We start from the raw sequence: 25,882 nt of genomic DNA on the forward strand, positions 1-25,882 counted from the left end.
TAACAGCACTTTTAACAAAAATCATTTGCTAGATAAATGATTTTTAGGGTAATTGTTGCATCGGCAACTGTGTACACAACTCCACCATGGCTTTGCGATAAACATCACGCTTGAAGTTCACCACTTGTCCAAGAGGATACCAATAGCTAACCCACTGCCACTCATCGAACTCGGGTGGGTCGGAGAGGTTTAACTGAATATTTTTTGCATGCGCAGTTAACTTCAGTAAAAACCATTTTTGTTTCTGTCCGATACATACGGGGTCAGAGTCTGACCGAATGTACCGATGTGGCAAACGATAACGCAGCCATCCTTTGGTTTGCGCAATAATCTGGACATGTTCGGGCAATAAGCCGATTTCTTCTCTCAGTTCTCGAAAAAGTGCCTGTTCAGGGGTTTCTCCAAACTGAATGCCTCCTTGTGGAAACTGCCAAGCATTGTGACCAATGCGCTTTGCCCATAAAACCTGTCCATCATCGTTTGCCAAAATGATCCCGACATTCGGTCGGAAACCTTCTGAATCGATCATTTGGCTACCTAAATATTGTCTATATCGTTGACTTTAATCGCGGGGACAAACACTTTTTTATGTCCAGCTCGAAAAGATCAAAGTAAAATGTTTAAATTGCTACGATCTTAACGAATTTCTATCGACTAGCGGAGATAGATTTACATTTTTTTTCTTAAATTTCAGTTTAAACGAGAATTTTCATGAAACTGGCGTTGTTTGATTTAGACCATACCTTGTTAAATACCGATTCAGACCACTCGTGGGGTGAATTTTTAGTCAATGAAGGTTTGGTTGATCCGGTTCATCATCGTCAGATGAATGATAAATTTTATGAAGATTACAAAGCAGGACAACTTGACCCATATGCTTATAATGAATTTGTCTTTGGATTTTTAACAAAGCACGACAATAATTACTTAACTGAACTTCACCAGTTGTTCATGCAAAAAGTGATTCGTCCACAAATGCGTCCAAAAGGTTTTGATGCAATCAAAAAACATCAAGATTTAGGTCATACAATTGTCGGTATTACAGCAACAAGCGATTTTATTACTGCGCCAATTTTCCGTGAATTTGGAATTACAGAAATTTTGGCAACCAATGCTGAAGTTGCTGAGGGGAAATATACAGGTAAAGTGGCTGGTTTAGCGTGTTACCAAAAGGGCAAACTTGCACGTCTAGAGGGTTGGTTGGAAGGTCGTAGCGTATCTGAATCTTGGGCTTATTCAGATTCAATCAACGATCGTTTTTTACTTGAATATGCAACTCATGCGATTGCAGTAAATCCTGATGATCGTCTTGAAAAACTGGCTCAAGAAAATAATTGGGAGATTCAGGACTGGTCAATTTCACAGGCATGATATTCCTCAGGATTTGAATCGCTTTTGCTGCATTGAGAGTAAGGGCGATTTAACTCGGTCGTGATGATGGGTGAGGATATGATGGATAATCAGAATGAGGCTGAAGAAAAGAAGACCCGAAGCGGCAATCTTCTTGAAGAATTTGTTGGGCAGCTAATTGACGGTTTCATCACGCTCCTTGGTGAACTCTTTATTTACATTATTTTTCTATTATTTTCAGGTACTTTGATCGGCATTGTTGTTGCCGCGATTTTCTTTGGTTGGGGCATACTATTTTTACTGCTGCCTTTTGCAGTTCTAATTTATATTCTTTTTAAAAAATATAACCATTAATAGAATTATTCCTTATTCCTGCATCATTTTAATTAGTTCTTGCATTGCTCTAGATTGAGTACGTGCAGGATGCCATACCATACCTAATTGTCGATTCATTTCTACATCTAAATCAAGTTGCTGCATATCTTGATTTAGCAGAGTTTTTGGTAAAACTGACCAACCTAAACCAATCGACACCAACATGCGAATAGACTCAAGAGGGTTATTACTCATGGTGATTTTTGGTTTAAGCCCTTGTTTTTCAAACTCGGCTAATGTGATTTGAGCAGTGTAAGTTTGTGCAGCGGGTAACAAGCTTGGGTATTCAATGAGGTCTTGTAAGCTGAGATTCTTTTTTTGTGCAAGTGGATGAAATGGGGCAGCAACAAAAACTAAAGGATCATTCCAAATGGTAATGTAGTTAAGACGCTCATCACCTGAAGGGGGAAGTGTTAAAAATGCTAACTCTAAATCACCAGCCAGCACTTTTTCATGTGCTTGTTCTGAGTCAACAAAATGCACATCTAAAGTGACCTGTGGAAATTGCTGAACAAAGTGTTTAAGGGGGGCGGGTAGATGGTGCAAGCCAATATGATGACTGGTTCCAATTTTTAAACGACCTTGTATCTGAGTTTGTTCATGGCTGAGGGTGTGATGGATATCGCCCAGCTCATTGAGCCAGTTTTTAACTTTTGGTAATAATGAATGTGCAGCATGAGTTGCCTGCACACCTCGGCCTGCGGACTCAAATAGTTTTACACCAAAATATTCTTCTAAGCTGTGAATTCGCTTGGTAACAGCCGGCTGAGTAATAAATAATTGATCTGCAGCCACAGAGATAGACCCTGTTTCCATAACTTTTACAAAAGCTTCAAAGGCTGCAAGATTCATAATACAACTCAACTTGGAATAGAAAAATCGAGAGGCTAAAGTTGCCAAGCCAAAATCGTATCATGCTTGCAGCAAAACGAGTGAGAAAGTTGTGAATTACCGCCCTAATCTTAGCCTAAGCCGTTGTTTCTTTTTCGGCTAAAGCTGATACGCGGCGATCTTTAGCAGCCCATACTTTTTCATGGAAGAAAAAAGCAAAAGCTTGTACGGTTGGTTCAAGCATACTTAAGGTTAAAGCCATCCATATATTACCTGTTACAAAGTATGCAACTATCATTGCTACACTAATATGCATAATGTAATAGCTGAAGGTTTTCTTTAATGTACGTTGATTATTTATAACGAATTTTTGAATATTAGCCATGTTCATTCTCTTTAGCCACTTTAGATATTTTTAGTATAGAGATGAGAGTATAAGATTAAAAATTGATTATGCAAATGATAATCATTAACAAAAACGATTTATTAAATTTGTGGTACCTCAAAGGAATTATAATTTATTCCAAAAAGTTTTATAATTTATAAAAATGATAAATTAGATTTATGTGAAACTCTGGCTATAATCGAAGAAAGATTAGAATTACCCAGTCCAATGGAGCAAGACGACATGGCAGGCAAAACTTTATATGACAAATTGTGGGATGACCATGTTGTTTCACAGCGTGATGATGGCTCATGTTTACTTTATATTGACCGTCATTTATTGCATGAAGTGACCAGTCCACAAGCATTTGAAGGTTTGCAACTTGCGGGTCGTCAACCATGGCGTTTAAGTGCAAATGTTGCTACACCGGACCATAACGTTCCAACGTCTAAAAAAGAACGTGATCAAGGTATCGCCGGTATTGAAGATGATACGTCTCGTATTCAAGTTCAAACCTTAGATGACAACTGTAAAGCTTTTAATATTGTTGAATTCAGCATTAATGATATCCGTCAGGGTATTGTGCATGTCGTTGGACCTGAACAGGGCTTAACTTTACCGGGCATGACAGTCGTATGTGGTGATTCACATACAGCGACTCACGGTGCTTTCGGTTGCTTGGCGCATGGTATTGGAACATCTGAAGTTGAACATGTGTTAGCAACACAATGTTTGATCCAGAAAAAATCTAAAAACATGTTAGTGCGTGTAGATGGCGTATTAGGCAAAGGCGTAACACCAAAAGATGTGGTGTTGGCCATTATTGCTAAAATTGGTACTGCTGGCGGCACAGGCTATGCAATCGAGTTTGGTGGTCAAGTTTTCCGTGATATGTCGATTGAAGGGCGTATGACGGTATGTAACATGGCGATTGAAGCGGGTGCTCGTGTTGGTATGGTTGCTGTTGATGACAAAACTGTTGAATACGTGAAAGGTCGTAGCTACGCACCAAAAGGCGAGCAATGGGAACAAGCTGTTGCTTACTGGGCCACTTTGCATTCAGATGAAGATGCTGTGTTTGATGCAGTCGTTGAATTAAATGGCGCAGAGATCGAGCCACAAGTATCTTGGGGAACTTCACCTGAGATGGTTATTCCGGTCACAGAAGCTGTACCAACTTTAGAACAGGCGAAAGATGACGTTCAACGTAATGACTGGACGCGTGCTTATCAATATATGGGCTTAAATGCAGGTCAAGCATTAGCTGATATTCAACTTGACCGTGTCTTTATTGGTTCTTGCACTAATTCTCGTATTGAAGATATTCGTGCTGCGGCTGAGGTGGTTAAAGGCCGTAAAGTAGCCTCTAGCATTAAGCAAGCCATGATTGTTCCGGGTTCAGGTTTAGTGAAACAACAGGCAGAAAAAGAAGGATTGGATAAAATCTTCTTGGAAGCTGGTTTTGAATGGCGTGAACCGGGTTGTTCAATGTGTTTAGCAATGAATGCAGATAAGTTACAACCGGGCGAACACTGTGCATCGACGTCTAACCGTAACTTCGAAGGTCGTCAAGGCAATGGTGGTCGCACTCATCTGGTGAGCCCGGCAATGGCGGCAGCGGCTGCAATCGCAGGTCACTTTGTTGACGTTCGTTCATTTTAATTCGGTCTGGAGCAAACCATGAAAGCTTATACAGTTGAACAAGGTATCGTTGCACCATTAGATCGTGCCAATGTTGATACAGATTTAATTATCCCAAAACAGTTTTTGAAATCAATCAAACGTACTGGTTTTGGCGATAACTTATTTGATGAACTTCGTTATTTAGATGAAGGCTATCCGGGACAAGATAATTCAGTACGTCCTAAAAATCCGGATTTCGTTTTGAACCAGCCACGTTATCAAGGCGCAAATGTTTTAATTGCTCGTACTAACTTTGGTTGTGGTTCAAGCCGTGAGCATGCGCCTTGGGCATTAAATGAATACGGTTTCCGTACTGTTATTGCACCAAGCTTTGCTGATATTTTCTTTAATAACTGTTTTAAAAATGGCATGTTACCAGTCATTTTGTCAGAAGAAATTGTTGATCAATTATTTAAAGAATGTGCGGCAAATGAAGGATATCAATTAACAATTGATTTAGCTGCTCAGGAAGTACGTACGCCAACAGGGGAAGCTTTTAAATTTGAAGTTGACCCATTTCGCAAGCATTGTTTGTTAAATGGCTTAGATGATATTGGTTTAACTCTTCAAAATGCTGATGCAATTCGTGCTTATGAAGAAAAAACTAAACAGGTTCGTCCTTGGGTATTCCAAGAGTTAAATTAACCTTTTGGTACATTTTAAACATAGCCATGGCGTAGTGTTCAAACTCTTGCTAACATGCTAAAGCATAAAAACACCTTAAAATTATGCACTAGATGAGGATTGGGCTTGAACAATGAAGAGGAACGTTACTCATAGCTTTTTGTTGAGCCTGTGCGCAATAACACTCAGTGCTTGTCAGAGCACGTACAATGTAGTGGATACTGTCCGTATTAAGCAGGCTGAACAAGAAAATTTGGGGCAGAATGCAGTAATATATTGTTCGGGCGCGAAGAGTTGTGAATTTGAACGACTAAATGATATTACTGTAGTGGATGCGCAAACACGACGAATTAGTAATCAGGCAATTCATCAAGGAATTGTACGGTTGCACGGTTCAGTGCTTGGCCAGACCAACAGTTTATATTTATCTGTGCCTGCTAAACAATATGAAGTGGTGATCCGTTTCTATCCGATTTCTCCAGATCGGGCAGAAACATTTCATGTGATTCACCAGTTTAATGCCAACCATCGCTATACATTTAAAATGTACCGAGACAAATCTAACCGTTCGGGTAGTTTGCTCAATGTTTCTGTACCAGATCCATTATGTGTCGATTTAGATCAGGATGGGCGTGTAATTCGCCGTTTTTGTCGACCATTTGATGTAACAACAGGGCTAGGCGAGTTCCTTGAACAGAAAAAACTAACATCGCGGTAATCATAACGCTGCTTGTTTTTGGAAAATGGAAAAAGTTCATGTCTAAACAGATTTTAATTTTAGCTGGTGATGGTATTGGTCCTGAAATTGTTGGGGCAGCAGAAAAAGTATTAAATACAGTAAATGAAAAATTTAATTTATCGTTGACTTGGGAACATGGCCTATTGGGCGGCGCTGCAATTGATGCACACGGTGAACCATATCCAGCTGTAACGAGTGAACAAGCAAAAAAAGCAGATGCAATTTTATTAGGTGCGGTAGGCGGACCAAAATGGGACACCATTGAGCGCTCTATTCGCCCTGAACGTGGTCTTTTAAAAATTCGTAGTGAACTTAACTTGTTTGCTAACTTGCGTCCAGCCATTCTTTATCCGCAATTAGCAGATGCTTCTAGCTTAAAACCTGAAATTGTTGCTGGCTTAGATATTTTAATTGTTCGTGAATTGACTGGCGGTATCTATTTCGGTCAGCCACGTGGTATTCGTGAACTCGAAAACGGTGAAAAACAAGGCTATAACACAGACGTTTATTCTGAAAGTGAAATTAAGCGCATTGCAAAAGTGGCTTTTGAGCTTGCAGGTTTACGTGGTGGTAAAGTTTGTTCAGTCGATAAAGCCAACGTTTTAGAAGTTACAGAACTTTGGAAGCAAACAGTGACTGATTTGCAGCAAGCAAGTTATTCAAACATTCAGCTTTCACATATGTATGTCGACAATGCTGCAATGCAACTTGTACGTGCACCTAAACAGTTTGACGTGATCGTAACGGGTAACTTATTTGGCGATATCTTATCTGATGAAGCAGCAATGCTTACAGGTTCAATCGGCATGTTGCCATCTGCATCGTTAGATGAAAATGGCAAAGGTATGTATGAGCCTTGCCATGGTTCTGCACCTGATATCGCAGGTCGAAATGTGGCCAACCCATTAGCAACAATTCTTTCTGTTGCAATGATGCTTCGTTATACCTTCCGCGAAGAAGCTGCTGCAAAAGCAATTGAAGATGCAGTAGGTCAAGTGCTTGATCAAGGCTTGCGTACAGCAGATATTATGTCTGAAGGCATGACAAAAGTTGGTACAGCCGAGATGGGTGAAGCAGTTGTAGCTGCTCTTGCTTAAAAGGTTCTTATAAAAAAACGCAGCTCAACGCTGCGTTTTTTTGTGCTTATGTTTTAACAAGCTTTGCCTTCATATTGAATAGACTCGGCAATATCATTCTTAAGCTGAAAAATAACTTTGCAGTTGAAATTCACATCGTAAGAATTGCCACTCAGATTACCTGACTGTATAGCGACAGAATTCCCTCTCATGTCGACATTAGTCACCATCGGAATCGGAATGTTTAATGGACGCAAAATCGTATAAATGAGTTGATTAGATGTTTTCTGTGGGGCACTAGAAACTTGAAAACCCAGACTACGTAGATTGATATCTTGCTGAATGGTTGCAGAGGATTTGCCTAGAAAGCTTTTTAAATATTCTTGTAAATCTACCGATTGGCGTGGATGGCTAGTACAAGCGCTCATATTCATGACGATTAAACAGAGTAGGCCAATGGGTAATCGGGTATCTATATTCATTTTTATCTCAATAAAAAATTATATTTATTATTAAAGAACAATAGGTTGTATTTACAATCTTGTAAAGTAAAAAAGGAAGTTTATGATAAATGAAAGGTGAACTTACCTTTAGACTTATACTTACACTCAAACCGTCCTAATAATAATTTTGTAGAAAACTAAGGGAAAATACGATGAGAAAAATTGCTTTTGCATTTTTATGCAGCTTTGGAATGACTGTCGTCTATGCCGATAACTGTGATAGTGCCCGAAATACTTACGATGATATTTACTGTACAAATAAAATTTATGCGAGTGCAGATGCAGATCTGAATAAGAATTATCAAGCATTGCGAGTAAAGTTGAATACCACGCAGAAAAATATTCTTAAGAAGTCTCAGCTTGCATGGATACGTCAACGTGATGCAGATTGTACAGATTCAAATAGAAATAGCGTAGACGTGCAATGTCGTTTACAGACAACGCAAGAAAGAAACCATTGGCTGCAAGAAAGATTGCGTGAATGCCAAACGGTGGGATGTAAAACCAGTCGCTTAAGTGAATAAACAACGCAATAAAAAAGCCACATCATGAAGTGGCTTTTTTGCATTCACTAATTAGCGAGCACGGTACGTAATACGACCTTTAGTGAGGTCATATGGAGTCATTTCGACTTTTACACTGTCGCCAGTAAGAATACGAATATAATGTTTACGCATTTTACCAGAAATGTGTGCAATAACTTCGTGACCGTTTTCAAGACGTACACGGAACATCGTATTAGGAAGCGTTTCGGTGACAACGCCTTCGAACTCAATGAGTTCCTCTTTATTGGCCATAGCCTACCTGATGATCAAATTGGAAAGGCGCAAATTATAGTCAATTTTTTTAAAAAAAACAAGATAGACACGCTTCTACTCAAGCATCTGGTTAAAGTATGACTAATAAAAAAAGATGTAATTTTTTTCACAAAAGAAGAGTAATTCTGTTGTCAGTTTGGTCAATCAACGCTAATCTAAAATCATAGTTATTAGGGACTGTTAATTGCGTAAAGGTCAACAGCCCTAAATATCAGTGAAGTATCTACATGGAAGGGCACTGCGTGGGTCAGCTAACAGATGCATCAGTTGTATTACGCTTTGGCTACCAAGCGATTCGTCGTGCGGGTTTGCCAACAGAAGAAATATTAACCAAAGCGGGAGTTGCTTTAAATCAGGTTGATACGAATGCACGTACACCGTTAAGTGCACAGTACGCCTTTTGGACTGCCGCTCAGGAAGTCAGTAAAGATCCAGATATCGGTCTGCATTTAGGCGAGCATTTGCCTTTGTACCGCGGTCAGGTCATCGAACATCTATTTATTAGTAGTGAAACCTTTGGCGAGGGCTTAAAACGGGCCTTGGCATATCAACGACTGATTAGTGATGCATTTGATGCAAAACTTGTCATTGAGGAAGGGCGTTGTTATTTAACCAATGGCGAACAGATTGGTGCAGATAATCTTGTTAATCGACATTTTTCGGAATGTGCAATTTCGGGCATATTGAGATTTTTTAAGTTCATTACCGAAGGGCAATTTCATCCGATCTTCATCGATTTCAATTTTAGCGAAGGGGCCTCTGAGGATGAATATTTCCGCGTATTTGGCTGCCCGGTCAGTTTAGGTCAAAAAGAGACACGTTTATATTTTGATGCAGCTATTTTAGATTTTCAGCTTTGGCAAGCAGAGCCTGAGTTATTGCAGTTGCATGAGCAGCTTGCAATTGAAAAGTTACAAGAACTGGCTCGTTATGATTTAGTGGGTGAAGTTCGCCGTGCGATTGGTTCAACGCTGGAAAGTGGAGAAACCACCTTGGAAACGGTTGCGGCTCAGTTGAATATTACCCCGCGTCGCTTACGTACTCAGTTAAGTGAAGCTAATACCAGTTTTCAGCAAATTTTGTCAGATTATCGCTGCCGTTTGGCTAAAAAACTTTTGGCCAATACCAACGAGAGTGTTGAACGAATTGTGTATTTAACAGGCTTCTCTGAACCGAGTACGTTCTATCGTGCATTTAAGCGTTGGACGAATGAGACACCAGTTGAGTACCGTAAGCGTAAACAACATCGATAGAAATATAGAGCGCTGGCTAAGCTTACTCAGGTAAGTTTAGCCAATGTGGCCCAAGCGGGGGCTGTGGTAAATCAAACTGCTCGGGATAATTACACTGAATAAAATAAAGACCGTCGGGTGGGGCGGTTATTCCTGCGGCCTTACGATCCTGTGCAGCAAACATTGTATCGATATGATCAATTTCATACATACCTTGACCAATTTCGAGTAAACAACCAACAATGTTGCGAACCATATGGTGTAGAAAACCATCTGCTTCAATATCTAAAACCAAATAGCGTCCATGTTCAAATAAACGGCAATGTTTTACATGTCGTACAGGCTGATTTGATTGGCAAGCTGCTGCGCGGAAGCTTTCAAAGTTATGAGTGCCTTCAAATTTACTTGCCGCTTCGATCATCTTTTTCACATCTAACTTTTGGTAAACGTGAGTAACTTGTTTATGCAAGAGTGCAGGGCGATGAGGCGTGTTATATATAACATAGCGGTAACGTCGAGCAGTCGCTTTAAAGCGGGCATGAAAACTTTCATCCATCAGCTTAATCCACTGAATGGAAATGTCTTTAGGTAGCTGGCTATTTGCCCCTCTTAACCATCCTGTTTCTGGACGAATGGCGTGCGTGTCGAAGTGTGCCACCATATTGGTTGCATGTACTCCTGCATCGGTACGACCAGCACCATGAAGTGCTATGGGTTCATTTGCGACTTTGCTAAGCACACGTTCAATAGTTTCTTGTACGCTGGCAACGCCTGGCTGTTGTGTTTGCCAACCTCGATATTGAACTCCGCTAAATTCAATACCGACTGCATAACGTTGCATGGTTTTACCTCTATTTAATGCAAATTTTCGTTCCAATGGCTGAGCCACTGTTCTGGGGTTGAGTATTTTAAATAGATTTGAAGCGCTTTTGCATAGAGATCTGCATGACTATGTGCATCACTAATGACAATTTTTGCAGTTTTGGCCCATGCACTAATTGCATAGCGCTGATCAATACCACCAAATGTCACCTGAGTTGTTAGAATCGGAACGCAGCCATGTGCATAGAGCTCATCTAATGTGGCAAGTAGTTCTTGGTTTACTGCAATATTACCTGTACCAAAACCTTGTAATACTAAGAATTGAGGTGGGGCTGGTAGCAAGTTTCGTAATTGTTGAACCATTTGAGCGGTTGCAATAGGTTGCATCATCCAATTCAAAATTTGAAAAGATGCTGCACGCTCGATTTGCGTATCTTGCACAATCAATTCATTTTGCTGAGGTGTAAATTCAGACTCAGCTTTAAGACCAGAAAAAGCATCAAGTTCAGTCGTATGAGTTTTTAATGCAGTTTGTGCATGGAATACTTGATGATGGAATGCGAGATAAGCGCCTACAGGTAGGGCAATCACTTGTTCTAATGCAAGATATAAGTTCTCAATCGCATCAGTAAATTCACGGGTATTATCACCTTGAATATTAAGTAATGGATATTGGCTACCAGTAATCACAATATGACAGCTTTGACCCAAAAAGCGGGCTAAGGTTGCAGCCGCATAACTGAGCGTGTCTGTACCATGAATAACAACGAAATGCTGATAACCTTCAAGTTGTAGTTGTTGTATACGTTGAATCAGGCGTAACCAGTCAGGCGCCGTACATGCACTGCTATCAACAATATTGGGCGCAGCAAAGCAGTCAACTGTTAAGTGGGGGGGAATCACTTTTTCAAGTTGAGGTAAGAATTGGTCATAAGGCATAGGAGCTAAAGGTTCACCGATGCAACCAAAAGTACCACCCATATAAAATAAGGCTATTTTTTTCATATTTTTTGCAGGCATAAAAAAGCAGTCATCACTGACTGCTTATGGTAAATCGAACAGTTCTAAGAAGCTATGTGATTAAGTAGGTTTTTCGCACGTTGTTGTTGTTCTGTGTTGAATTTTTGCTCATTACTTGCCAATAAGGCGTGAGCTGCTGGGTAAGCACCTAACTTGATGTATTGCTCAGCTAGTTTTAGATCAAGTTCATTTTCATCTAACTGTTTTAATTCTGGAAAAGCTTCTAGAAGGGGATCTTTAGTTTGATCTGGGGTAGTTACTTCGCCTACTAAATCTACATGGTTTTGAGTTTCAATCTCTGGTGCTGTAACTAACGCAGGCTCATCTAACGAAAATTCAATAGAGGTGATTGAATTCGACTCTAATGGAGCTTGTTCTACCAATTTAAGTTCATCTAATGATGAGATCTGTTCATTAGATTTTACTTCTGGATTTTCATGGGTTAATTCAAGATTAAAATCCAAAGCATTGGTGTTGTTCTCTTGATCTGCTGGTATTGCAGCTGTCTGATATTTTTCCTCAGATTCATCCAAAGGCGCCAAGTCAAAAGAAAACTCTAAGTCAGCCAAATCATTTTTTTCTTGAGATGGTGCTAACTCTGATTTCTGTGTGGGTTGGTTGGTACTTTCTGTAGTCTTGGTTTGCTCAAATGAAAAGTTAAACTCTAAAGGTTCAACTTCAACAGCAGTTTCTTGTTTTACAGGTGTATAGCCTTGTTGCAAGTCATCAAAAGATGCGTCAGAAGAATTTGTTGTTAACTGGTCAAACTGAGCTGTTGTGTCAGGTGAGTCTTTTGGTTCTTCGTATGTTTGAACTTGAGGAAAATCGATAGCATCTGGTTGTCTTGACGACTCATATTCTTTTTGTCTGGCTTCCGCCTGATTCACTATTTCATTGAGTGCTAGACTTCGAATATGACTAATCAGTTGGGTTATAGCAAATTCATCTTTTTGTGCAATATGAACTTCAAGCAATAATAAATAAAGCTCATGTTGTGTATTATCTTTTTTTAACGCCTGATTCACTTGAGCTTCAGCAGCTGAATATTGTTTTTCTTGAATGAGCTGTTGGATTTTTTGACGTACAGCTTCTGGAACAGGGTTGCTTTGTGGAATCGATGGAAGTGTTTCTTCTACCACATTTATTTTACTTTTTTCTCGAGAGTTTTTACTCGATTTAGAGTTCGTTTTTTTATTGTTTTTTCTATTTACCGTTTTCGGGGAAGTGGCCTCTTGTTTCTGGCTATTCTCACGTTTTTTTAAAATGACAGCGACCACGAGTAATATGATGAACGGAATCACATATAACATTACTTTCCCCTTAAAAAAATAAATATTTGCAATATAAAGCGTGCTCACTCTGGTTTTAACTTAATGTTTTTGCTTGTGAGTGTGTTGCTGTGCTTGTAACTGCTGTTGTAACTCTGCCAAACGTGCATTCAAAAGTTGAATACGTTGGTCTTTTAAACGTAAAGTTTGATTTAGTTTGGTTACATTCCTTTGTAATGTAACGGTTTTTTCTCTTTTTGTCATAACTTTTACTGCTAACTCAGTATTGTTTTGACTTTGTTGTGTGTTCTTTTTAGCACTTCCATGCGTAGAATTTTGGCTGTTTTCAGCCACGATGCTCATTTCTGCTTGTTGCAAGCGGTATTTAGCTTGGCCAGAAGGTGATTTTGCAGCATGCGTTATTTCTGTTTTTGATTTATTTTGCTGAGTTTTCGCGACAGGAGTATGGGTAAGTTTTAGAGAGATTCCCTGACGTAAACGGTTTACATCACCTTGAATAAAAGCATGCTGGTTTTGTTGTTGGATATCATGCATGACTTTGGCAACTGGCTGTTTGGTTTTCGCTGCAATACGATTAGCGATGCTCCATAAAGACTCATTGTGTTGTACTACATATTTACCTGAAGTTACTGGTCCCTTAGGCGGGCTCAGGGTTTGTTTCTTTGCAGCAGTTTGACTGAGCTTTTTGGATGGAACAGGTTTCTTTTGTACTGCTAAATTTTTAACCGCCGTTTTTGGCGGATTATTTGCATCTGACTTGTTGATAGCAGGTTTAATTTGTGTCTGATCAGGAGTAGTAGTGCTTGTTGCAATTTGTTGAGTTGCTTGAACCGAAGAGTTTTCATTAACTGAGGTAGATGAATTTGGATTTATTACTGGGGCAGTCCCAGAGCTAATATTAAGGCTGTGTTCACTATTCGAGTTTGTTATCGTTGTAGCTGAAGTTGATGAAGTATATTGGGTACTTTCTGGTAGATTTAAAGCAATATCCTTTTCATTGACAATAAACTGAGGGGATAAAGTACTTTCGTTATTTTCGGTCTTTTTTATAGAAGAAGGCTTAAGTACAGTTTTGATATGCTGCAAACGCGTTGCAGAACCTTCACTGATTTTTACAACAATATTGAGTTCAGGATCAATAACAGGGCGAGACGAGGTAATCACAATAACCCCAGAACCTTGACCATTTTGGCGTGTGTAAAAATTAAGATTTCCCGGTGGCTGATGAGTTACACCCAAAGCACTTAAATCTTCAGGAGTCGCTAAACTGACTTGTAAAGTGGCATTAGGGTCAGCTTGTTGGAAATTCATTTCTGCATATAACAAATCTCCGGGAGCGGACTGAATTTGTATAGGGTCTAATGTAATCGCATAAATAGAAGGCGAAGACATAATGGTGAAAATGGCAATTTTTAATTTGTTATAAACAGTCATCTCAATCCATGACCTAATAAGTCGTAAAGTCGTTCAAAATTATACAATAATGAAATGTAAATAAATTGTAGAATTTTCACAAACCAGTTACGAAAAAGCCGATCTAGTGTGATCGGCTTTTTATTTTGACTGAATAATTCAGATCAAATTATGAGTTTTTGTATTCTACTAAGATGCGTAACATACGGCGTAAAGGTTCAGCAGCACCCCAAAGTAACTGATCACCTACTGTGAATGCGCCTAAATATTCTTTACCCATGTTAAGTTTACGCAAACGGCCAACAGGTACAGTTAATGTCCCAGTTACAGCAACAGGTGTAAGGTCAGTCATAGACGCTTCACGAGTGTTTGGTACAACTTTCGCCCATTGGTTTGAAGTACGAATCATATCTTCGATTTCATCAAGTGGCACATCTTTTTTCAACTTGATCGTCAAAGCTTGAGAGTGACAACGCATTGCACCAATACGGACACAGTGGCCATCGATAGGAACAATTTGTGAGTTACCCAAGATCTTGTTGGTTTCAACCTGACCTTTCCATTCTTCTTTTGACTGACCGTTTTCAAGTTGCTTATCAATGTACGGAATCAACGATCCAGCTAATGGCACGCCAAAGTTAGCAGATGGGAAACCTTCTCCACGTTGTAGCTCGGCAACTTGACGGTCAATATCCAAAATTGCAGATTTAGGATCATCTAACAATGTTTTGGTATTGTTATATAAGTAGCCCATACCAGTAATTAGCTCACGCATGTTTTGTGCGCCAGCGCCTGATGCTGCTTGATAAGTCATAGCAGTCATCCACTCCACCAAATTGTTTTGGAAAAGTGAACCTACACCCATCAACATAAGCGATACAGTACAGTTGCCGCCTACGAAAGTTTTGGTGCCGTTCACCAAACCGTCTTTGATGACGTTAAGGTTTACTGGGTCAAGAACGATGATTGCATCATCTGACATACGTAAAGTAGAGGCTGCATCAATCCAGTAGCCATTCCAACCAGTTGCTTTTAACTGTGGGAAAACTTCAGACGTATAGTCACCACCTTGACAGGTAATAATGACATCCATTTGCTTCAGACTATTAATGTCTGTAGCTTCCATAAGTGCTGGGGCAGTCTTACCACCAAATGAAGGAGCTTCACCACCTGCATTACTGGTAGAGAAATAAAATGGCTCAATATGAGCAAAATCATTCTCTTCAACCATACGTTGCATAAGGACGGAACCGACCATCCCGCGCCAACCGACCAGACCTACTTTCATGTCATTTTGCCTCGGTGCGTTAAAATTATTAGGGGGAGTTGAGTGTATCAAAAGTGTCCACAACTGCAAGCGTTACAGAAACAAAACACCATGTTTATTGAGTAGAATATCTTGTTTATGTTACATACAAAATTGATAAAGATGACAAAAACTTTAAAAATCAAATCATCTTAAAAGAGAAAATTCAATGATTTATATCGAAGTTTTAGCTGGTCTGGTGATTTGGTTAAGTTTCTGGTCACTTATTCCTCGTGATGAGTGGTGGTTTCGCGGTGCCGACTTCCCACGTTTACAGATTCTATTTATTGGTTTATTAGCCTTTATTGGTATGTTGTTTTGGCCCAGTGAATGGAATGCATGGCGTGAAATATTGCTTGCTGTGCTTATTGCTGCCATCGCCTATCAGCTTAAAATGGTTTTGCCTTATACCTTGTTCTGGAAAAAACAGGTTAAGCAGGTAAAATCATCTCAATTAGATCCACAAAAGCAAATTTCATTAATTGTATCGAATGTTCTAACTCCTAATGATAAATATCATTTACTTCTTGAGCAGATCAGGACATTAAAACCGGATTTATTGCTCACACTGGAAAGTGATAAGACGTGGGAAAACGCTTTAAAAGAAATTGAACAGGATTATCCTTATCGCGTTCCAGTGCCTTTAGATAATTTATACGGCATGCATTTATATAGCCGCTTACCTTTATCGGACACTGAAGTTAAATTTATTTTAAGTGACGAAATTCCCTCTATTCATACCACTGTGACTTTACGATCTGGTATGCCAGTTCAACTCTATTGTTTGCATCCTAAGCCACCGAGCCCAACTGAGGCGAAAGATTCGACTTTACGGGATGCAGAACTTTTAATTGTGGGTGATCAAATTAAAGATCTAGATGAAAGCTGTATTGTGATGGGGGATTTAAACGATGTAGCATGGTCACGTACTACGCGTTTATTTCAAAGGATTAGCGGGTTACTTGATCCACGGGTTGGTCGACACTTTATTAATACTTTTCATGCAGATTATCCATTGCTGCGTTGGTCTTTAGACCACATTTTTCATAGTACCGATTTTGGTTTGGTTAAAATGAAACGGTTGCCACATATTGGATCTGATCATTTTCCAGTATATGTTGTTTTGCAGTCTGGACGTATATTTGAACATCTTCAAGAAGAATTGGAACAAACCCAAAGCGATGAAGAAGAGGCTCAAAGCGCCATACAAGAAGGAATTGCGAAAGCTGAAAAAGAAGAAAAAATTGTGACTGATAAAATTGCGCAGCCTTATAAATAAAAAAAATATAAAAATTGATGTAAGCAATATCGTACAAAGATTTGAGTCTAGGGCGAATAGGCAGAGGGTGATAAAAACCTTATTCTACATTCATCGGCACACGGAAACGGGAATGGACGATCCCACGTAAGGATACATAAAGCTGATATGGAATAGCATCATGGATAAGATGCTGGAATGGAAACAATAAGAATAACGATCAACCTGAAAGCACAACCTCATTTACCCGAGTTTTGCAGGACGCAGAACTCGGGTTAATATTTTTATACATCTTAATTAATTTATTGTAAATAAAAGAAATATTTTTAAGCTAATCTTAATATTAAAATCTATTTAATATTAGGTAAACACTTATGCGTTTTTATATAAATCTGAGCAATTTCCAATGAAAAAAGATACAAAAAATTTTTCTGATAAGTTTTTGTTTTTATAGATTATTGGTGAATAAATATAGTCGTTGATCTATTTAGATATAAATTGGACTTGTTTAATTAATAAATCTCAATAGAATGTGCCGATCGTTGACATGTTGGATCGTCAACAGGCATTGTTGTTTATCTCGCCGGATCGGCGAGTTGTGATTTGTTTGTACATTTAAATTTCTGTTTGGAAATTACTGTACATATTGAGGTTTCACTCTTAGTTAGTGGTCTTCTCCCTCTCATATTTGATACTTTGCGGTGCATAAGGATTGTCTTATGAAGAATTTTAAATTTAGCCTTGCTTGGCAAATTTTAATTGCTTTAATCCTAGGGATAGTTGTCGGGGCTGTTTTACATAATCAGCCTGAAATCAAAGACAGTATTGTAACTAATGTTCTTACGCCACTTGGTAAGATTTTCATTAGCCTGATTAAAATGATTGTTATTCCAATCGTTTTCTCTACCTTAATTTTAGGTATTGCAGGTGTTGGCAGTACGAAAAGTTTAGGGCGACTTGGTTTTAAAACCATTCTCTATTTTGAAATTATTACCACTATTGCTATTTTGGTTGGCTTGGTTGCAGCGAATATCTTCCATCCAGGTTCAGGCATTGATATGTCTCAACTGGTTCAAACTGATATTTCTCAATATAAGCATACAACTGAAGAAGTTCAGTCACAGTCTCATGGCATCATGCAGACAATATTATCGCTTATTCCAACGAACATTATTAGTTCAATGGCGCATGGCGAAATGTTACCTGTGATTTTCTTTGCTGTGTTATTTGGTATTGGTTTGTCTTCATTACCAGCAACAACTAAAGATCCATTATTAAACGTATTTCATGCTGTATCGGAAACTATGTTCCGTGTAACGCACATCATCATGAAATATGCGCCAGTGGGTGTGTTTGGTTTGATTGCAGTAACTGTGGCAAACTTCGGTTTCGCTTCGCTTATCCCTTTAGGCAAGTTAGTCGTGTTGGTATATGGCGCGATCTTGTTCTTTGCCTTGGTGGTACTTGGTTTAACTGCAAAAATGTTCAGCATCAATATCTTTACTTTGTTTAAGATTTTGAAAGATGAATTAATTTTGGCATATTCAACTGCAAGCTCTGAAACAGTTTTACCGCGTATTATGCAAAAAATGGAAGCTTATGGCGCGCCTAAAGCAATTTCTAGTTTTGTTATTCCAACAGGTTATTCATTTAACCTTGATGGTTCTACGCTTTACCAAAGTATCGCGGCAATCTTTATTGCACAGCTTTACGGTATTGAAATGTCAATTAGCCAACAGGTCATTTTAGTTGTAACTTTAATGATTACTTCTAAAGGTATTGCAGGTGTTCCTGGCGTATCGTTTGTTGTGTTATTAGCAACATTAGGTAGTGTTGGTATTCCTGTAGAAGGCTTGGCATTTATTGCTGGTGTTGACCGTATCATGGATATGGCACGTACCGCGTTGAACGTTGTAGGTAATGCACTTGCAGTACTTGTGATTAGTAAATGGGAAAAACAATACGACTATGAAAAAGCAGCAGCTTATGAAGCATCGCTTAAATAAGGCTGACTTTTTATTGTTGTAATAAAAACCCGCGTTAATCGCGGGTTTTTTTATAGGCTTACTTCAGTACAGATTCATATAAGGCCAGTGTTTGATCACACATGTCTTTCAAGCTAAACATGGTAACAGGGGCAACGACTTGAGGCTGTTCAATATGCTTTCTCACTGTTTCCAGTAAAGCCTTTTCATTTCCTACTTCAACAAGACCTTGAGGATAGACATTAGATAAGATCTCGGCAACACCTCCACGGTTCCAGCCAACGACTGGAGTACCGACTGAGAGCGCTTCTAATGCTGTTCTACCAAATGTTTCTGCCTGATTGGATAGAGAGAGCACAATATCGCTAAAAGCGAGCCATTCGCGAATATCTGAGCGATGGCCTACAAAGGTAATTTTATCTGCAAGACCTTTACTTTGAATGGTGCTTTGCAACTCGCTTAAATAGGCCTGTTTTTTTGCATCGGCACCACCAACCACCACAGCATGTAGCTGAGGATATTGTTCACCTAGTTTTTGCATCAGTTCAATTAAACTTTCATGTCCTTTTAAACGTGTAATACGGCCAGGTAAGCAAAGTAAAAACTTATTTTCGAGTTCAGGAAAGTCATTAAAAACTTGATTAAACCATTGTGCTGATGGCTGATAATTATGTGGAAACGCGGCTGGGTCAATTCCACGATAAATTCGAACAATATCTTGGGGAGGGCAGTTTTTATAATGGTCAGTGATGTATTTAACCACACTGTCTGAAACAGCAATTACTTTTTCGGCCTGCGTCATAATCGCACTATAACGATTGACTGAATAAAAGCCATGCACTGTGCTAATGAGGTAAGGGCGTTTGTTCGCAGGTATTTTTCTTAAGGCAAAGTGAGTCAGCCATGCAGGTATACGTGAGCGTACATGAACAATATCTGGTTGATGCTGTTCAATTAACTGACGTAATGGACGGATTTGCCACAAGCTTGAAAGTGATTTTTTATGAATTGGTAGCGTTAAGTGAGTAGAACCTTCAGCTTCGAGTTGTGAGACCAAGCGTCCACCGTTTGAAACAACTAAAGATTGGTGGCCTTGTGCAACAAGTGCACGTGCAATTTCGAGTGTGCCGCGTTCTACGCCACCGCTGTTGAGTTCTGGAAGAAGTTGCATCACTTTCATTATTTTTTGCCTGTAGGTTGTAGCAAAGCGGGGTCTTGTGGTTTGTTCATTCATTAAGTGGAGTTTACACCTTACTTTTGTTTTGGCAAAAGTAACAAAACCATTTGTTGGACTAACGACACATCCATGATGTCATAGTCCAACAGGCGACATCCATGTCGCCTTCGCACGATAGTACATACTGGAGTTTATTTAGATGTTTATAACTATAGTGCCTAATTATTGAAGGTTTCAGTAAATCTCGTCATACCCCTCAGGACGTGTTTTAAAGCGACGGTGGAACCACATATATTGAGTTGGTGCAATGCGGAGTTGATTTTCGATAATTTTATTAACACGAGTTGCATCATCAACTTCGTCTTCACTTGGCATATTATCGACCGCAGGTTCAATCAGAACATGATATTTCGGATTTTTAATATCTCCATGGCGGTAGAAATATAAAGGCACGGCGACTGCTTTTGATATTTTTAATAAGCGGCGGTGTGCTGTTACTGTGGCTGCAGGTACACCAAAAAACGGTGCCATAACACCTTGTTTGAGTCCAAAATCTTGATCGGGGCTGTACCAAATTGCATCGCCATCTTTAAGATGACGAATTAAACCACGCATATCATCATGATCGATTTGTGCTTTATAAATCGTGCCACGGCAACGATAAATCAGCATATCGAGCAATGGGTTATTTTGAGGGCGGTACACAACATCTGGTTCGAAATATTGAGCGCATACGTAACCACCTGCATCAAGAAGCGTACTATGTGTCCCCAGTAATAAAACACCTTTGCCTTGAGCTTGGGCATTGGTAATGTGTTCTAAGCCTTCAATCGTGACTCGGTTTTTAAACCAGCGTGGGCTGTACCATGCATTTAAGGTTTCAAACACCCCAAGCATCATATCGACGAAAACTTGTTGAGCTTGTTGTTGAACTTTATCGGGAGACCATTCAGGAAAGCAGACTTCTAAATTACGAATAGTCGTTTTACGGCGTGATTTTAGATATTTCCAAGCCAGATGAGCGACGCTATGTGCCAGACGCCATTGTATGGCCCAAGGTAAAATAGCCAAAAGCATTAAAAAGACAATAGCAATCCAAACACCCCAATATTTAGGCAATAAAAAGGACCATTGAAATTCACCGGGCGTATAAGGCTGCTTTGGGCTCATAACGATATTAAGATTTCAAAAAGTTAAAACTGGCAAAAGTGTATCACGAACTGAATTTATCGACGTAATACACTGTTCAATTGAGTGTTAATAGAGGATGAAATAAGAAGATTGAGTTATCGGCGATTTTCTAAAAGAATTTTAACAGCAAGTCCAGCGAGTACAGTTCCCATAAGCCAGCGTTGTATATTTGCCCAAAGCGGTTTTTGTTGTAGAAAAAGGGCAATGCTACCCGCAGAAAGTACAATAAGCGCATTTACTGAGACGCTTACAAAAATTTGAATCGTACCGAGTTGAATTGATTGCCACAAAATACTGCCTTGTTGTGGATGAATAAACTGTGGCAGTAAAGATAAATACATAATAGCAATTTTTGGATTAAGCAAGTTGGTCGCAAAACCCATTAAAAAGAGTTTAGCAGGGGAATCTACTGATAAATCTTTTACATTAAAAATAGGAGCTGCATTTGGACGGAGTGCTTTCCATGCAAGCCAGAGTAAATAAATTGCCCCAGCAATACGAATAGTGTCGTAAGCATAAGGAACAGCTACAATTAACGCTGTAATACCAAAAGATGCGCAAAGCATATAAAAAATAAAGCCTACAGCTACGCCACCTAAAGAGATAAATCCGGCAGTTTTCCCTTGGCAAATTGAGCGTGAAATAAGGTAAATCATATTGGGGCCAGGAGTAAGTACCATCGCCAAACAAATTAGTCCAAATGCCAAAATTTGAGAAAGCTCTAGCATGCGAAAAGACTCCAATATTATTATACGGTTAGATATAACATAATTATTTCTATAAGTCTTATATTCAAGCACAAGGCTATTTTTAAAATACTAAGAATAGCGAAGATATAATCCATTATAAAAATGTGTTTTATAAATTTTGAGTTTTAAAAAGCTTTTATTTGCAATATAAAAAAAGCCCCCTTAATTTAAGGAGGCTTTTTATATTTTTTAAGAAAGAGGATTAGTTTCCTTTGCTCATTTGTTCAAGCACGTCCCAACGTTCCAATTTCTCAAGTAATAACTCGTCAATTTCTGTAAGACGTTGGCTTGCTTTGGTTGCTGCATCAGCATCTTTAACAAACCATGAACCGTCTGCAAGTTTCTCAGAAAGTTCTGCTTGCTCCTTTTCTAAGTTTTCAATTTCAGCGGGTAATTGTTCAAGTTCACGCTGATCTTTATAACTCAGTTTTACCTTTTTAACGGTACTTTGGGCCGCAGCTTTTTCCGCTTCAGCTTTTGCCTGAGCTTTTTTTACATCAGATTTCTGATCTACTACTTTGTCATCTGGACGTTGCTGCAAATAGTCTTGGTAGCCACCGATGTATTCTGCAATATTGCCTTTGCCATCAAATACCCACGTAGAAGTTACTACGTTATCCATAAATGCACGGTCATGGCTAATGAGAAGCAAGGTGCCTTTATAATCAGACAACATTTCTTCTAGAAGCTCTAGAGTCACCATATCCAAGTCATTGGTTGGCTCATCCATTACAATTAGATTCGACGGTTTGAGTAGCAATTTAGCCAGTAAGATTCGATTTCTTTCACCACCAGAAAGGGCTTTTACCGGAGTACGGGCACGTTCAGGTGAAAATAAGAAGTCTTGAAGATAACTATAGATATGACGACGGTTGCCATTTACATCAACAAAGTCAGAGCCTTCTGAAACGTTTGCCATTACCGTTTTTTCAAGGTCTAAGGCATTACGTAACTGATCAAAATAGGCCACTTCTAACTGTGTACCTGTTTTAACTGAACCGCCATGTTCGATTTCACCTAAAATGGCTTTAATTAACGTCGTTTTACCAACGCCGTTATCACCTACCAAGCCAATACGATCGCCACGCATGACAAGGGTAGAGAAATCTTTGATCAATAAATTGTCATCGTAAGCGACACTTAAATGTTCGATATCAAATACTAATTTACCTGAACGATTTGCATCTTGGGTTGCCATACTCACTTTGCCTTGTTGTGAGCGGCGTGCTTTCGATTCTTCACGTAACGCTTTTAAGGCGCGCACACGACCTTCATTACGGGTACGACGCGCTTTAATACCTTGGCGAATCCAAGCTTCTTCTTCAGCTAATTTTTTATCAAATAAAGCATTTTGTTTTTCTTCTGCTTCCATTTGCTGAGCTTTTAGCTCTAAATAGCGAGAATAATTGCCCTCATAACCTCGCAGAATTCCGCGATCGAGTTCCACAATTCGAGTTGCAATGCTATCTACAAAAGAACGGTCATGCGAAATAAACAGAAGCGTTAAATTATTTTGATCGAGTAAGAATTTTTCTAGCCATTCAATACTTTCAACATCTAAATGGTTCGTTGGTTCGTCTAGAAGTAATACATCTGGTTGTGTCAAAAGAGCGCGAGCTAATAAAACACGGCGTTTACGTCCACCTGACAGGTCTGCCAAGTCGGCATTTGGATCGAGACCCATTTTACTTAAAAGAGCATTTACTTTATTTTCGAGTGCCCAACCGTCTAGTTGGTCTAGCTTATGCTGAAGGTTACCCATACGATCACAGGCTTCCATATCACCTAGCATACAAGCATCGGTCGCTTCATGATAAGCTCTGAGTACTTCGGAAGCTTCTCCTGCACCATCTGCCACAATGTCGGCTACTTTGCCAGAGTCCATTGGTACGTCTTGGGCTAACATTGAAACAGTTAGACCATTTTGAATGGAAACTTCACCAGAATCTGGTAATAGGCTTCCCTCGATCAGTTTAAGTAAAGTAGACTTACCTTCACCATTACGACCAATTAAACAGACTCGTTCGCCACGTTCTAGATTAAAGTTCGCGCCATCGAGCAAGGCAGGTCCGCCAAAAGCAAGTTGGACATCCCTTAGGGTAATATAGGCCATAATGTTTTCCAGAATCTCAAATGAGGATTTAAATGACTAAACCACCATATCATGATGATCAAGCGTCATTGTCCGCACCCATTGAAGATTTGCAAGTGCGAATTACATTTTTGGATGATTTAGTTGAACAATTAAATCAACAACTCGCTATTCAGACCCAAGAAATAGCTGATTTAAAAAAACAAATGCAATTTCTTTATCAACGTGTGGAATCATCGGATTTATCGGAAGGTATTGCACCTTTTGACCCATTAACCAATAAACCTCCCCACTATTAATAAAATGGCAAGTTCAATACTTGCCATTTTATTAGGAGATATTGATAAATTTTGCTTAAAAACGATGTAATACGATTTTCCCTTTTGTTGTACCGCTTTCAATTTGCTGATGAACTCGTTTTAAGTTTTCAGCATTAATGGGGCTTAAAACTTGCGAAACAGTAGTTTTGATTTTCCCTTCATCAACCAGTTTGCTGACTTCATTTAATAGTTCACTTTGCTTTTCCATATCTTCAGTCTGGAACATTGAACGTGTAAACATAAACTCCCAGTGCACCGATACAGACTTCGATTTAAAAGGCTTAATATCTAACTGTTCTGGATCATCAATTAAGCCAAAATGACCTTGTGGTGCAATCAACTCTACGATATCTGATAAATGTTGATCTGTTTGAGTGGTCGAGAACACATATAAAGGTGCGTTTAAACCTAATTGCTTGATTTGTCCTGTTAAAGGTTGACGATGATCTAATACATAGTCAGCACCAAGTTGCTTAACCCATTCTTTGGTTTCTGTTCGTGAAGCTGTCGTAATAATCGTCAGATTAGTCAACTGTTTGAGTAGCTGAATTGTGATTGAGCCTACACCACCAGCTCCACCAATCACTAATATTGTTGTATTTTCTGGGGCAACTTTGGGTACTTGTAATCGATCAAATAACATTTCCCATGCTGTGATAGCCGTTAAAGGAAGAGCTGCAGCTTCAGTTGCTTCTAAAGTTTTTGGTTTATGACCCACAATACGTTCATCAACCAACTGTAATTCACTATTACTGCCTTGGCGATTGAGTGCGCCTGCATACCAGACTACATCTCCGACTTTAAATTGTGAAACTTGATCTCCAATCGCTTCAACGACACCTACTGCATCCCATCCAAGAGTTTTCCATTGATTATTCTCTGGGTTTACGTTGTTACGGATTTTAGTATCTACCGGATTCACAGAAATTGCCTGAACACGAACAAGTAGATCATGGTCCTGTGCAACTGGCGTATCGAGTTCAATATCAACAAGTGCCTCTGGCGATGTAATGGGACCTGCTTTTTGATATGCCACAGCTTTCATAAGAATAATTCCTCTTGTTGGGAGTTTGATCATAACGTAAGCTTAAATTTAGTGACTACAGACAAATAACGCTCATAGTGTCAAAAAGGATACTGTAAAATGGCAAAATTACGACATTCAAGTTTTGATTGCTCTCCGGGTTGTTCAGTGGAGGCGGCCATTAGTTTGATTGATGGAAAGTGGAAGTGCGTCATTCTTTGGCATTTATTTAATGAAGGCACTTTAAGATTTAATGAAATTAGAAAACGTGTTCCGAGCATTACCCAAAGAATGTTGACAAATCAGCTACGTGAGTTAGAACAAGACGGAATTATTCATCGGGAAGTTTATCCTCAGGTTCCGCCTAAAGTGGAATATTGCCTGACCGATTTAGGACAAAGTCTTGAGCAGATTCTATTTGCTTTAAAACTGTGGGGTGATACCCATCTTGACCGATTTGGTAAATTAGCAATTGTTAAGGATGATCAAAACTCTTAAATATATTTGAGCTACATCATGGCAATTTGCACTGTGAAATACCGATATTTTGGGTCTTGCGATCTTATCGTGCATTATTTTTATGATGTAACTTGCGTTTTCTGGTCAGCTTATGCAACTCT

Annotated in this window: 27 protein-coding genes; 12 read left to right on the top strand and 15 right to left on the bottom strand. The window is 39.2% G+C overall.

The window, feature by feature from the left end; genetic code table 11:
• Positions 1–43: 43 nt before the first annotated feature.
• Entirely contained in the window at positions 44–529 is a 486-nt protein-coding gene (locus ACINWC141_RS16715; protein ID WP_004794866.1) for an RNA pyrophosphohydrolase, read from the bottom strand.
• Positions 530–711: 182 nt separating this feature from the next.
• Between ACINWC141_RS16715 and ACINWC141_RS16720 the strand changes: the two genes are divergently transcribed.
• Both ACINWC141_RS16720 and ACINWC141_RS16725 read left to right on the top strand, forming a co-directional pair.
• Complete coding sequence (locus tag ACINWC141_RS16720) at positions 712–1,371, top strand: HAD family hydrolase (RefSeq protein WP_009393222.1); 660 nt, start codon at positions 712–714, stop codon at positions 1,369–1,371.
• An 81-nt stretch (positions 1,372–1,452) separates the two neighbouring features.
• Complete coding sequence (locus ACINWC141_RS16725; protein WP_009393147.1) at positions 1,453–1,704, top strand: hypothetical protein; 252 nt, start codon at positions 1,453–1,455, stop codon at positions 1,702–1,704.
• 12 nt (positions 1,705–1,716) lie between these two features.
• On the opposite strand, the gene ACINWC141_RS16730 is transcribed toward ACINWC141_RS16725, so the two are convergent.
• Positions 1,717–2,577 (bottom strand): LysR family transcriptional regulator, encoded by an 861-nt coding sequence (locus ACINWC141_RS16730; RefSeq protein WP_009393236.1) that lies wholly within the window; start codon positions 2,575–2,577, stop codon positions 1,717–1,719.
• A gap of 115 nt (positions 2,578–2,692) precedes the next feature.
• On the bottom strand, positions 2,693–2,947 hold the full coding sequence (locus ACINWC141_RS16735; protein WP_171061984.1) for a DUF2061 domain-containing protein: 255 nt from the start codon (positions 2,945–2,947) through the stop codon (positions 2,693–2,695).
• Positions 2,948–3,184: 237 nt separating this feature from the next.
• On the opposite strand from ACINWC141_RS16735, the gene leuC reads away from it, so the two are divergent.
• The 4 genes from leuC to leuB all read left to right on the top strand — a co-directional run bounded on the left by leuC (position 3,185) and on the right by leuB (position 7,084).
• Positions 3,185–4,603, top strand: coding sequence for a 3-isopropylmalate dehydratase large subunit (gene leuC / locus ACINWC141_RS16740; protein WP_009393195.1), 1,419 nt, complete (start codon positions 3,185–3,187; stop codon positions 4,601–4,603).
• A gap of 18 nt (positions 4,604–4,621) precedes the next feature.
• A complete protein-coding gene (gene leuD, locus ACINWC141_RS16745) occupies positions 4,622–5,269 on the top strand; it encodes a 3-isopropylmalate dehydratase small subunit (RefSeq protein WP_003654711.1) in 648 nt (215 codons plus the stop codon).
• 112 nt (positions 5,270–5,381) lie between these two features.
• Positions 5,382–5,966 (top strand): hypothetical protein, encoded by a 585-nt coding sequence (locus tag ACINWC141_RS16750; protein ID WP_009393104.1) that lies wholly within the window; start codon positions 5,382–5,384, stop codon positions 5,964–5,966.
• Positions 5,967–6,004: 38 nt separating this feature from the next.
• A complete protein-coding gene (leuB, locus tag ACINWC141_RS16755; RefSeq protein ID WP_009393245.1) occupies positions 6,005–7,084 on the top strand; it encodes a 3-isopropylmalate dehydrogenase in 1,080 nt (359 codons plus the stop codon).
• A 53-nt stretch (positions 7,085–7,137) separates the two neighbouring features.
• Here the strand turns inward: leuB and ACINWC141_RS16760 are convergent, their stop codons facing one another.
• Positions 7,138–7,545 (bottom strand): hypothetical protein, encoded by a 408-nt coding sequence (locus tag ACINWC141_RS16760; protein WP_009393023.1) that lies wholly within the window; start codon positions 7,543–7,545, stop codon positions 7,138–7,140.
• Positions 7,546–7,718: 173 nt separating this feature from the next.
• Between ACINWC141_RS16760 and ACINWC141_RS16765 the strand changes: the two genes are divergently transcribed.
• Positions 7,719–8,090, top strand: coding sequence for a lysozyme inhibitor LprI family protein (locus tag ACINWC141_RS16765; protein ID WP_009393093.1), 372 nt, complete (start codon positions 7,719–7,721; stop codon positions 8,088–8,090).
• A 51-nt stretch (positions 8,091–8,141) separates the two neighbouring features.
• On the opposite strand, the gene infA is transcribed toward ACINWC141_RS16765, so the two are convergent.
• Complete coding sequence (infA, locus tag ACINWC141_RS16770) at positions 8,142–8,363, bottom strand: translation initiation factor IF-1 (RefSeq protein ID WP_001284370.1); 222 nt, start codon at positions 8,361–8,363, stop codon at positions 8,142–8,144.
• 263 nt (positions 8,364–8,626) lie between these two features.
• Here infA and ACINWC141_RS16775 point away from each other — a divergent pair, with 263 nt between their 5' ends.
• Complete coding sequence (locus tag ACINWC141_RS16775; RefSeq protein ID WP_009393102.1) at positions 8,627–9,637, top strand: AraC family transcriptional regulator; 1,011 nt, start codon at positions 8,627–8,629, stop codon at positions 9,635–9,637.
• A gap of 22 nt (positions 9,638–9,659) precedes the next feature.
• Here ACINWC141_RS16775 and truA read toward each other — a convergent pair whose 3' ends face one another.
• The 5 genes from truA to asd form a co-directional block, all read right to left on the bottom strand.
• Positions 9,660–10,457 (bottom strand): tRNA pseudouridine(38-40) synthase TruA, encoded by a 798-nt coding sequence (gene truA / locus ACINWC141_RS16780; RefSeq protein WP_009393235.1) that lies wholly within the window; start codon positions 10,455–10,457, stop codon positions 9,660–9,662.
• Between the two features lie 14 nt (positions 10,458–10,471).
• Positions 10,472–11,443 (bottom strand): asparaginase, encoded by a 972-nt coding sequence (locus ACINWC141_RS16785; RefSeq protein WP_034679001.1) that lies wholly within the window; start codon positions 11,441–11,443, stop codon positions 10,472–10,474.
• 59 nt (positions 11,444–11,502) lie between these two features.
• Positions 11,503–12,768, bottom strand: coding sequence for a T4P machinery localization factor FimV (gene fimV, locus ACINWC141_RS16790; RefSeq protein WP_009392997.1), 1,266 nt, complete (start codon positions 12,766–12,768; stop codon positions 11,503–11,505).
• Between the two features lie 60 nt (positions 12,769–12,828).
• Positions 12,829–14,181 carry a type IV pilus assembly protein FimV gene (locus ACINWC141_RS16795; RefSeq protein WP_009393269.1) on the bottom strand — a complete coding sequence of 451 codons (1,353 nt, stop codon included), beginning with the start codon at positions 14,179–14,181 and terminating at the stop codon, positions 12,829–12,831.
• 148 nt (positions 14,182–14,329) lie between these two features.
• Positions 14,330–15,448, bottom strand: coding sequence for an aspartate-semialdehyde dehydrogenase (gene asd, locus ACINWC141_RS16800; protein ID WP_009393070.1), 1,119 nt, complete (start codon positions 15,446–15,448; stop codon positions 14,330–14,332).
• A 187-nt stretch (positions 15,449–15,635) separates the two neighbouring features.
• On the opposite strand from asd, the gene ACINWC141_RS16805 reads away from it, so the two are divergent.
• Together ACINWC141_RS16805 and gltP are read left to right on the top strand one after the other, a co-directional pair.
• Positions 15,636–16,745 (top strand): endonuclease/exonuclease/phosphatase family protein, encoded by a 1,110-nt coding sequence (locus ACINWC141_RS16805; protein WP_009393087.1) that lies wholly within the window; start codon positions 15,636–15,638, stop codon positions 16,743–16,745.
• 698 nt (positions 16,746–17,443) lie between these two features.
• The gene (gene gltP / locus ACINWC141_RS16810) at positions 17,444–18,730 is read left to right on the top strand and encodes a glutamate/aspartate:proton symporter GltP (RefSeq protein WP_004794835.1); all 1,287 of its coding nucleotides are present in this window, start codon (positions 17,444–17,446) and stop codon (positions 18,728–18,730) included.
• Positions 18,731–18,788: 58 nt separating this feature from the next.
• On the opposite strand, the gene ACINWC141_RS16815 is transcribed toward gltP, so the two are convergent.
• The 4 genes from ACINWC141_RS16815 to abc-f form a co-directional block, all read right to left on the bottom strand.
• Complete coding sequence (locus ACINWC141_RS16815; RefSeq protein ID WP_009393219.1) at positions 18,789–19,889, bottom strand: glycosyltransferase family 4 protein; 1,101 nt, start codon at positions 19,887–19,889, stop codon at positions 18,789–18,791.
• A gap of 231 nt (positions 19,890–20,120) precedes the next feature.
• Positions 20,121–21,056 (bottom strand): LpxL/LpxP family acyltransferase, encoded by a 936-nt coding sequence (locus tag ACINWC141_RS16820; protein WP_009393052.1) that lies wholly within the window; start codon positions 21,054–21,056, stop codon positions 20,121–20,123.
• Between the two features lie 116 nt (positions 21,057–21,172).
• Positions 21,173–21,805: a LysE family translocator gene (locus tag ACINWC141_RS16825; RefSeq protein WP_004794830.1), complete on the bottom strand. Its 633-nt coding sequence runs from the start codon at positions 21,803–21,805 to the stop codon at positions 21,173–21,175.
• Positions 21,806–22,028: 223 nt separating this feature from the next.
• A complete protein-coding gene (abc-f, locus tag ACINWC141_RS16830) occupies positions 22,029–23,939 on the bottom strand; it encodes a ribosomal protection-like ABC-F family protein (protein WP_009392978.1) in 1,911 nt (636 codons plus the stop codon).
• Between the two features lie 32 nt (positions 23,940–23,971).
• On the opposite strand from abc-f, the gene ACINWC141_RS16835 reads away from it, so the two are divergent.
• Positions 23,972–24,217, top strand: a complete 246-nt coding sequence (locus tag ACINWC141_RS16835; RefSeq protein ID WP_009392991.1) for a SlyX family protein — start codon at positions 23,972–23,974, stop codon at positions 24,215–24,217.
• Positions 24,218–24,272: 55 nt separating this feature from the next.
• Here the strand turns inward: ACINWC141_RS16835 and ACINWC141_RS16840 are convergent, their stop codons facing one another.
• The gene (locus tag ACINWC141_RS16840; RefSeq protein ID WP_009393193.1) at positions 24,273–25,283 is read right to left on the bottom strand and encodes a zinc-binding alcohol dehydrogenase family protein; all 1,011 of its coding nucleotides are present in this window, start codon (positions 25,281–25,283) and stop codon (positions 24,273–24,275) included.
• Positions 25,284–25,382: 99 nt separating this feature from the next.
• Here ACINWC141_RS16840 and ACINWC141_RS16845 point away from each other — a divergent pair, with 99 nt between their 5' ends.
• Positions 25,383–25,760, top strand: a complete 378-nt coding sequence (locus ACINWC141_RS16845) for a winged helix-turn-helix transcriptional regulator (RefSeq protein ID WP_009393033.1) — start codon at positions 25,383–25,385, stop codon at positions 25,758–25,760.
• Positions 25,761–25,882: the final 122 nt, after the last annotated feature.

Origin of the sequence: Acinetobacter sp. WC-141 (genome assembly GCF_000313935.1) — a bacterium.
Lineage (GTDB): Bacteria > Pseudomonadota > Gammaproteobacteria > Pseudomonadales > Moraxellaceae > Acinetobacter.

Excerpts from the sequence above, each read along its gene's own strand:
- ACINWC141_RS16715 (WP_004794866.1), bottom strand. The coding sequence starts at position 529 with ATGATCGATTCAGAAGGTTTCCGACCGAATGTCGGGATCATTTTGGCA.
- ACINWC141_RS16720 (WP_009393222.1), top strand. The coding sequence starts at position 712 with ATGAAACTGGCGTTGTTTGATTTAGACCATACCTTGTTAAATACCGAT.
- ACINWC141_RS16725 (WP_009393147.1), top strand. The coding sequence starts at position 1,453 with ATGGATAATCAGAATGAGGCTGAAGAAAAGAAGACCCGAAGCGGCAAT.
- ACINWC141_RS16730 (WP_009393236.1), bottom strand. The coding sequence starts at position 2,577 with ATGAATCTTGCAGCCTTTGAAGCTTTTGTAAAAGTTATGGAAACAGGG.
- ACINWC141_RS16735 (WP_171061984.1), bottom strand. The coding sequence starts at position 2,947 with ATGAACATGGCTAATATTCAAAAATTCGTTATAAATAATCAACGTACA.
- leuC (WP_009393195.1), top strand. The coding sequence starts at position 3,185 with ATGGCAGGCAAAACTTTATATGACAAATTGTGGGATGACCATGTTGTT.
- leuD (WP_003654711.1), top strand. The coding sequence starts at position 4,622 with ATGAAAGCTTATACAGTTGAACAAGGTATCGTTGCACCATTAGATCGT.
- ACINWC141_RS16750 (WP_009393104.1), top strand. The coding sequence starts at position 5,382 with ATGAAGAGGAACGTTACTCATAGCTTTTTGTTGAGCCTGTGCGCAATA.
- leuB (WP_009393245.1), top strand. The coding sequence starts at position 6,005 with ATGTCTAAACAGATTTTAATTTTAGCTGGTGATGGTATTGGTCCTGAA.
- ACINWC141_RS16760 (WP_009393023.1), bottom strand. The coding sequence starts at position 7,545 with ATGAATATAGATACCCGATTACCCATTGGCCTACTCTGTTTAATCGTC.
- ACINWC141_RS16765 (WP_009393093.1), top strand. The coding sequence starts at position 7,719 with ATGAGAAAAATTGCTTTTGCATTTTTATGCAGCTTTGGAATGACTGTC.
- infA (WP_001284370.1), bottom strand. The coding sequence starts at position 8,363 with ATGGCCAATAAAGAGGAACTCATTGAGTTCGAAGGCGTTGTCACCGAA.
- truA (WP_009393235.1), bottom strand. The coding sequence starts at position 10,457 with ATGCAACGTTATGCAGTCGGTATTGAATTTAGCGGAGTTCAATATCGA.
- ACINWC141_RS16785 (WP_034679001.1), bottom strand. The coding sequence starts at position 11,443 with ATGAAAAAAATAGCCTTATTTTATATGGGTGGTACTTTTGGTTGCATC.
- fimV (WP_009392997.1), bottom strand. The coding sequence starts at position 12,768 with ATGTTATATGTGATTCCGTTCATCATATTACTCGTGGTCGCTGTCATT.
- ACINWC141_RS16795 (WP_009393269.1), bottom strand. The coding sequence starts at position 14,181 with ATGACTGTTTATAACAAATTAAAAATTGCCATTTTCACCATTATGTCT.
- asd (WP_009393070.1), bottom strand. The coding sequence starts at position 15,448 with ATGAAAGTAGGTCTGGTCGGTTGGCGCGGGATGGTCGGTTCCGTCCTT.
- ACINWC141_RS16805 (WP_009393087.1), top strand. The coding sequence starts at position 15,636 with ATGATTTATATCGAAGTTTTAGCTGGTCTGGTGATTTGGTTAAGTTTC.
- gltP (WP_004794835.1), top strand. The coding sequence starts at position 17,444 with ATGAAGAATTTTAAATTTAGCCTTGCTTGGCAAATTTTAATTGCTTTA.
- ACINWC141_RS16815 (WP_009393219.1), bottom strand. The coding sequence starts at position 19,889 with ATGAAAGTGATGCAACTTCTTCCAGAACTCAACAGCGGTGGCGTAGAA.
- ACINWC141_RS16820 (WP_009393052.1), bottom strand. The coding sequence starts at position 21,056 with ATGAGCCCAAAGCAGCCTTATACGCCCGGTGAATTTCAATGGTCCTTT.
- ACINWC141_RS16825 (WP_004794830.1), bottom strand. The coding sequence starts at position 21,805 with ATGCTAGAGCTTTCTCAAATTTTGGCATTTGGACTAATTTGTTTGGCG.
- abc-f (WP_009392978.1), bottom strand. The coding sequence starts at position 23,939 with ATGGCCTATATTACCCTAAGGGATGTCCAACTTGCTTTTGGCGGACCT.
- ACINWC141_RS16835 (WP_009392991.1), top strand. The coding sequence starts at position 23,972 with ATGACTAAACCACCATATCATGATGATCAAGCGTCATTGTCCGCACCC.
- ACINWC141_RS16840 (WP_009393193.1), bottom strand. The coding sequence starts at position 25,283 with ATGAAAGCTGTGGCATATCAAAAAGCAGGTCCCATTACATCGCCAGAG.
- ACINWC141_RS16845 (WP_009393033.1), top strand. The coding sequence starts at position 25,383 with ATGGCAAAATTACGACATTCAAGTTTTGATTGCTCTCCGGGTTGTTCA.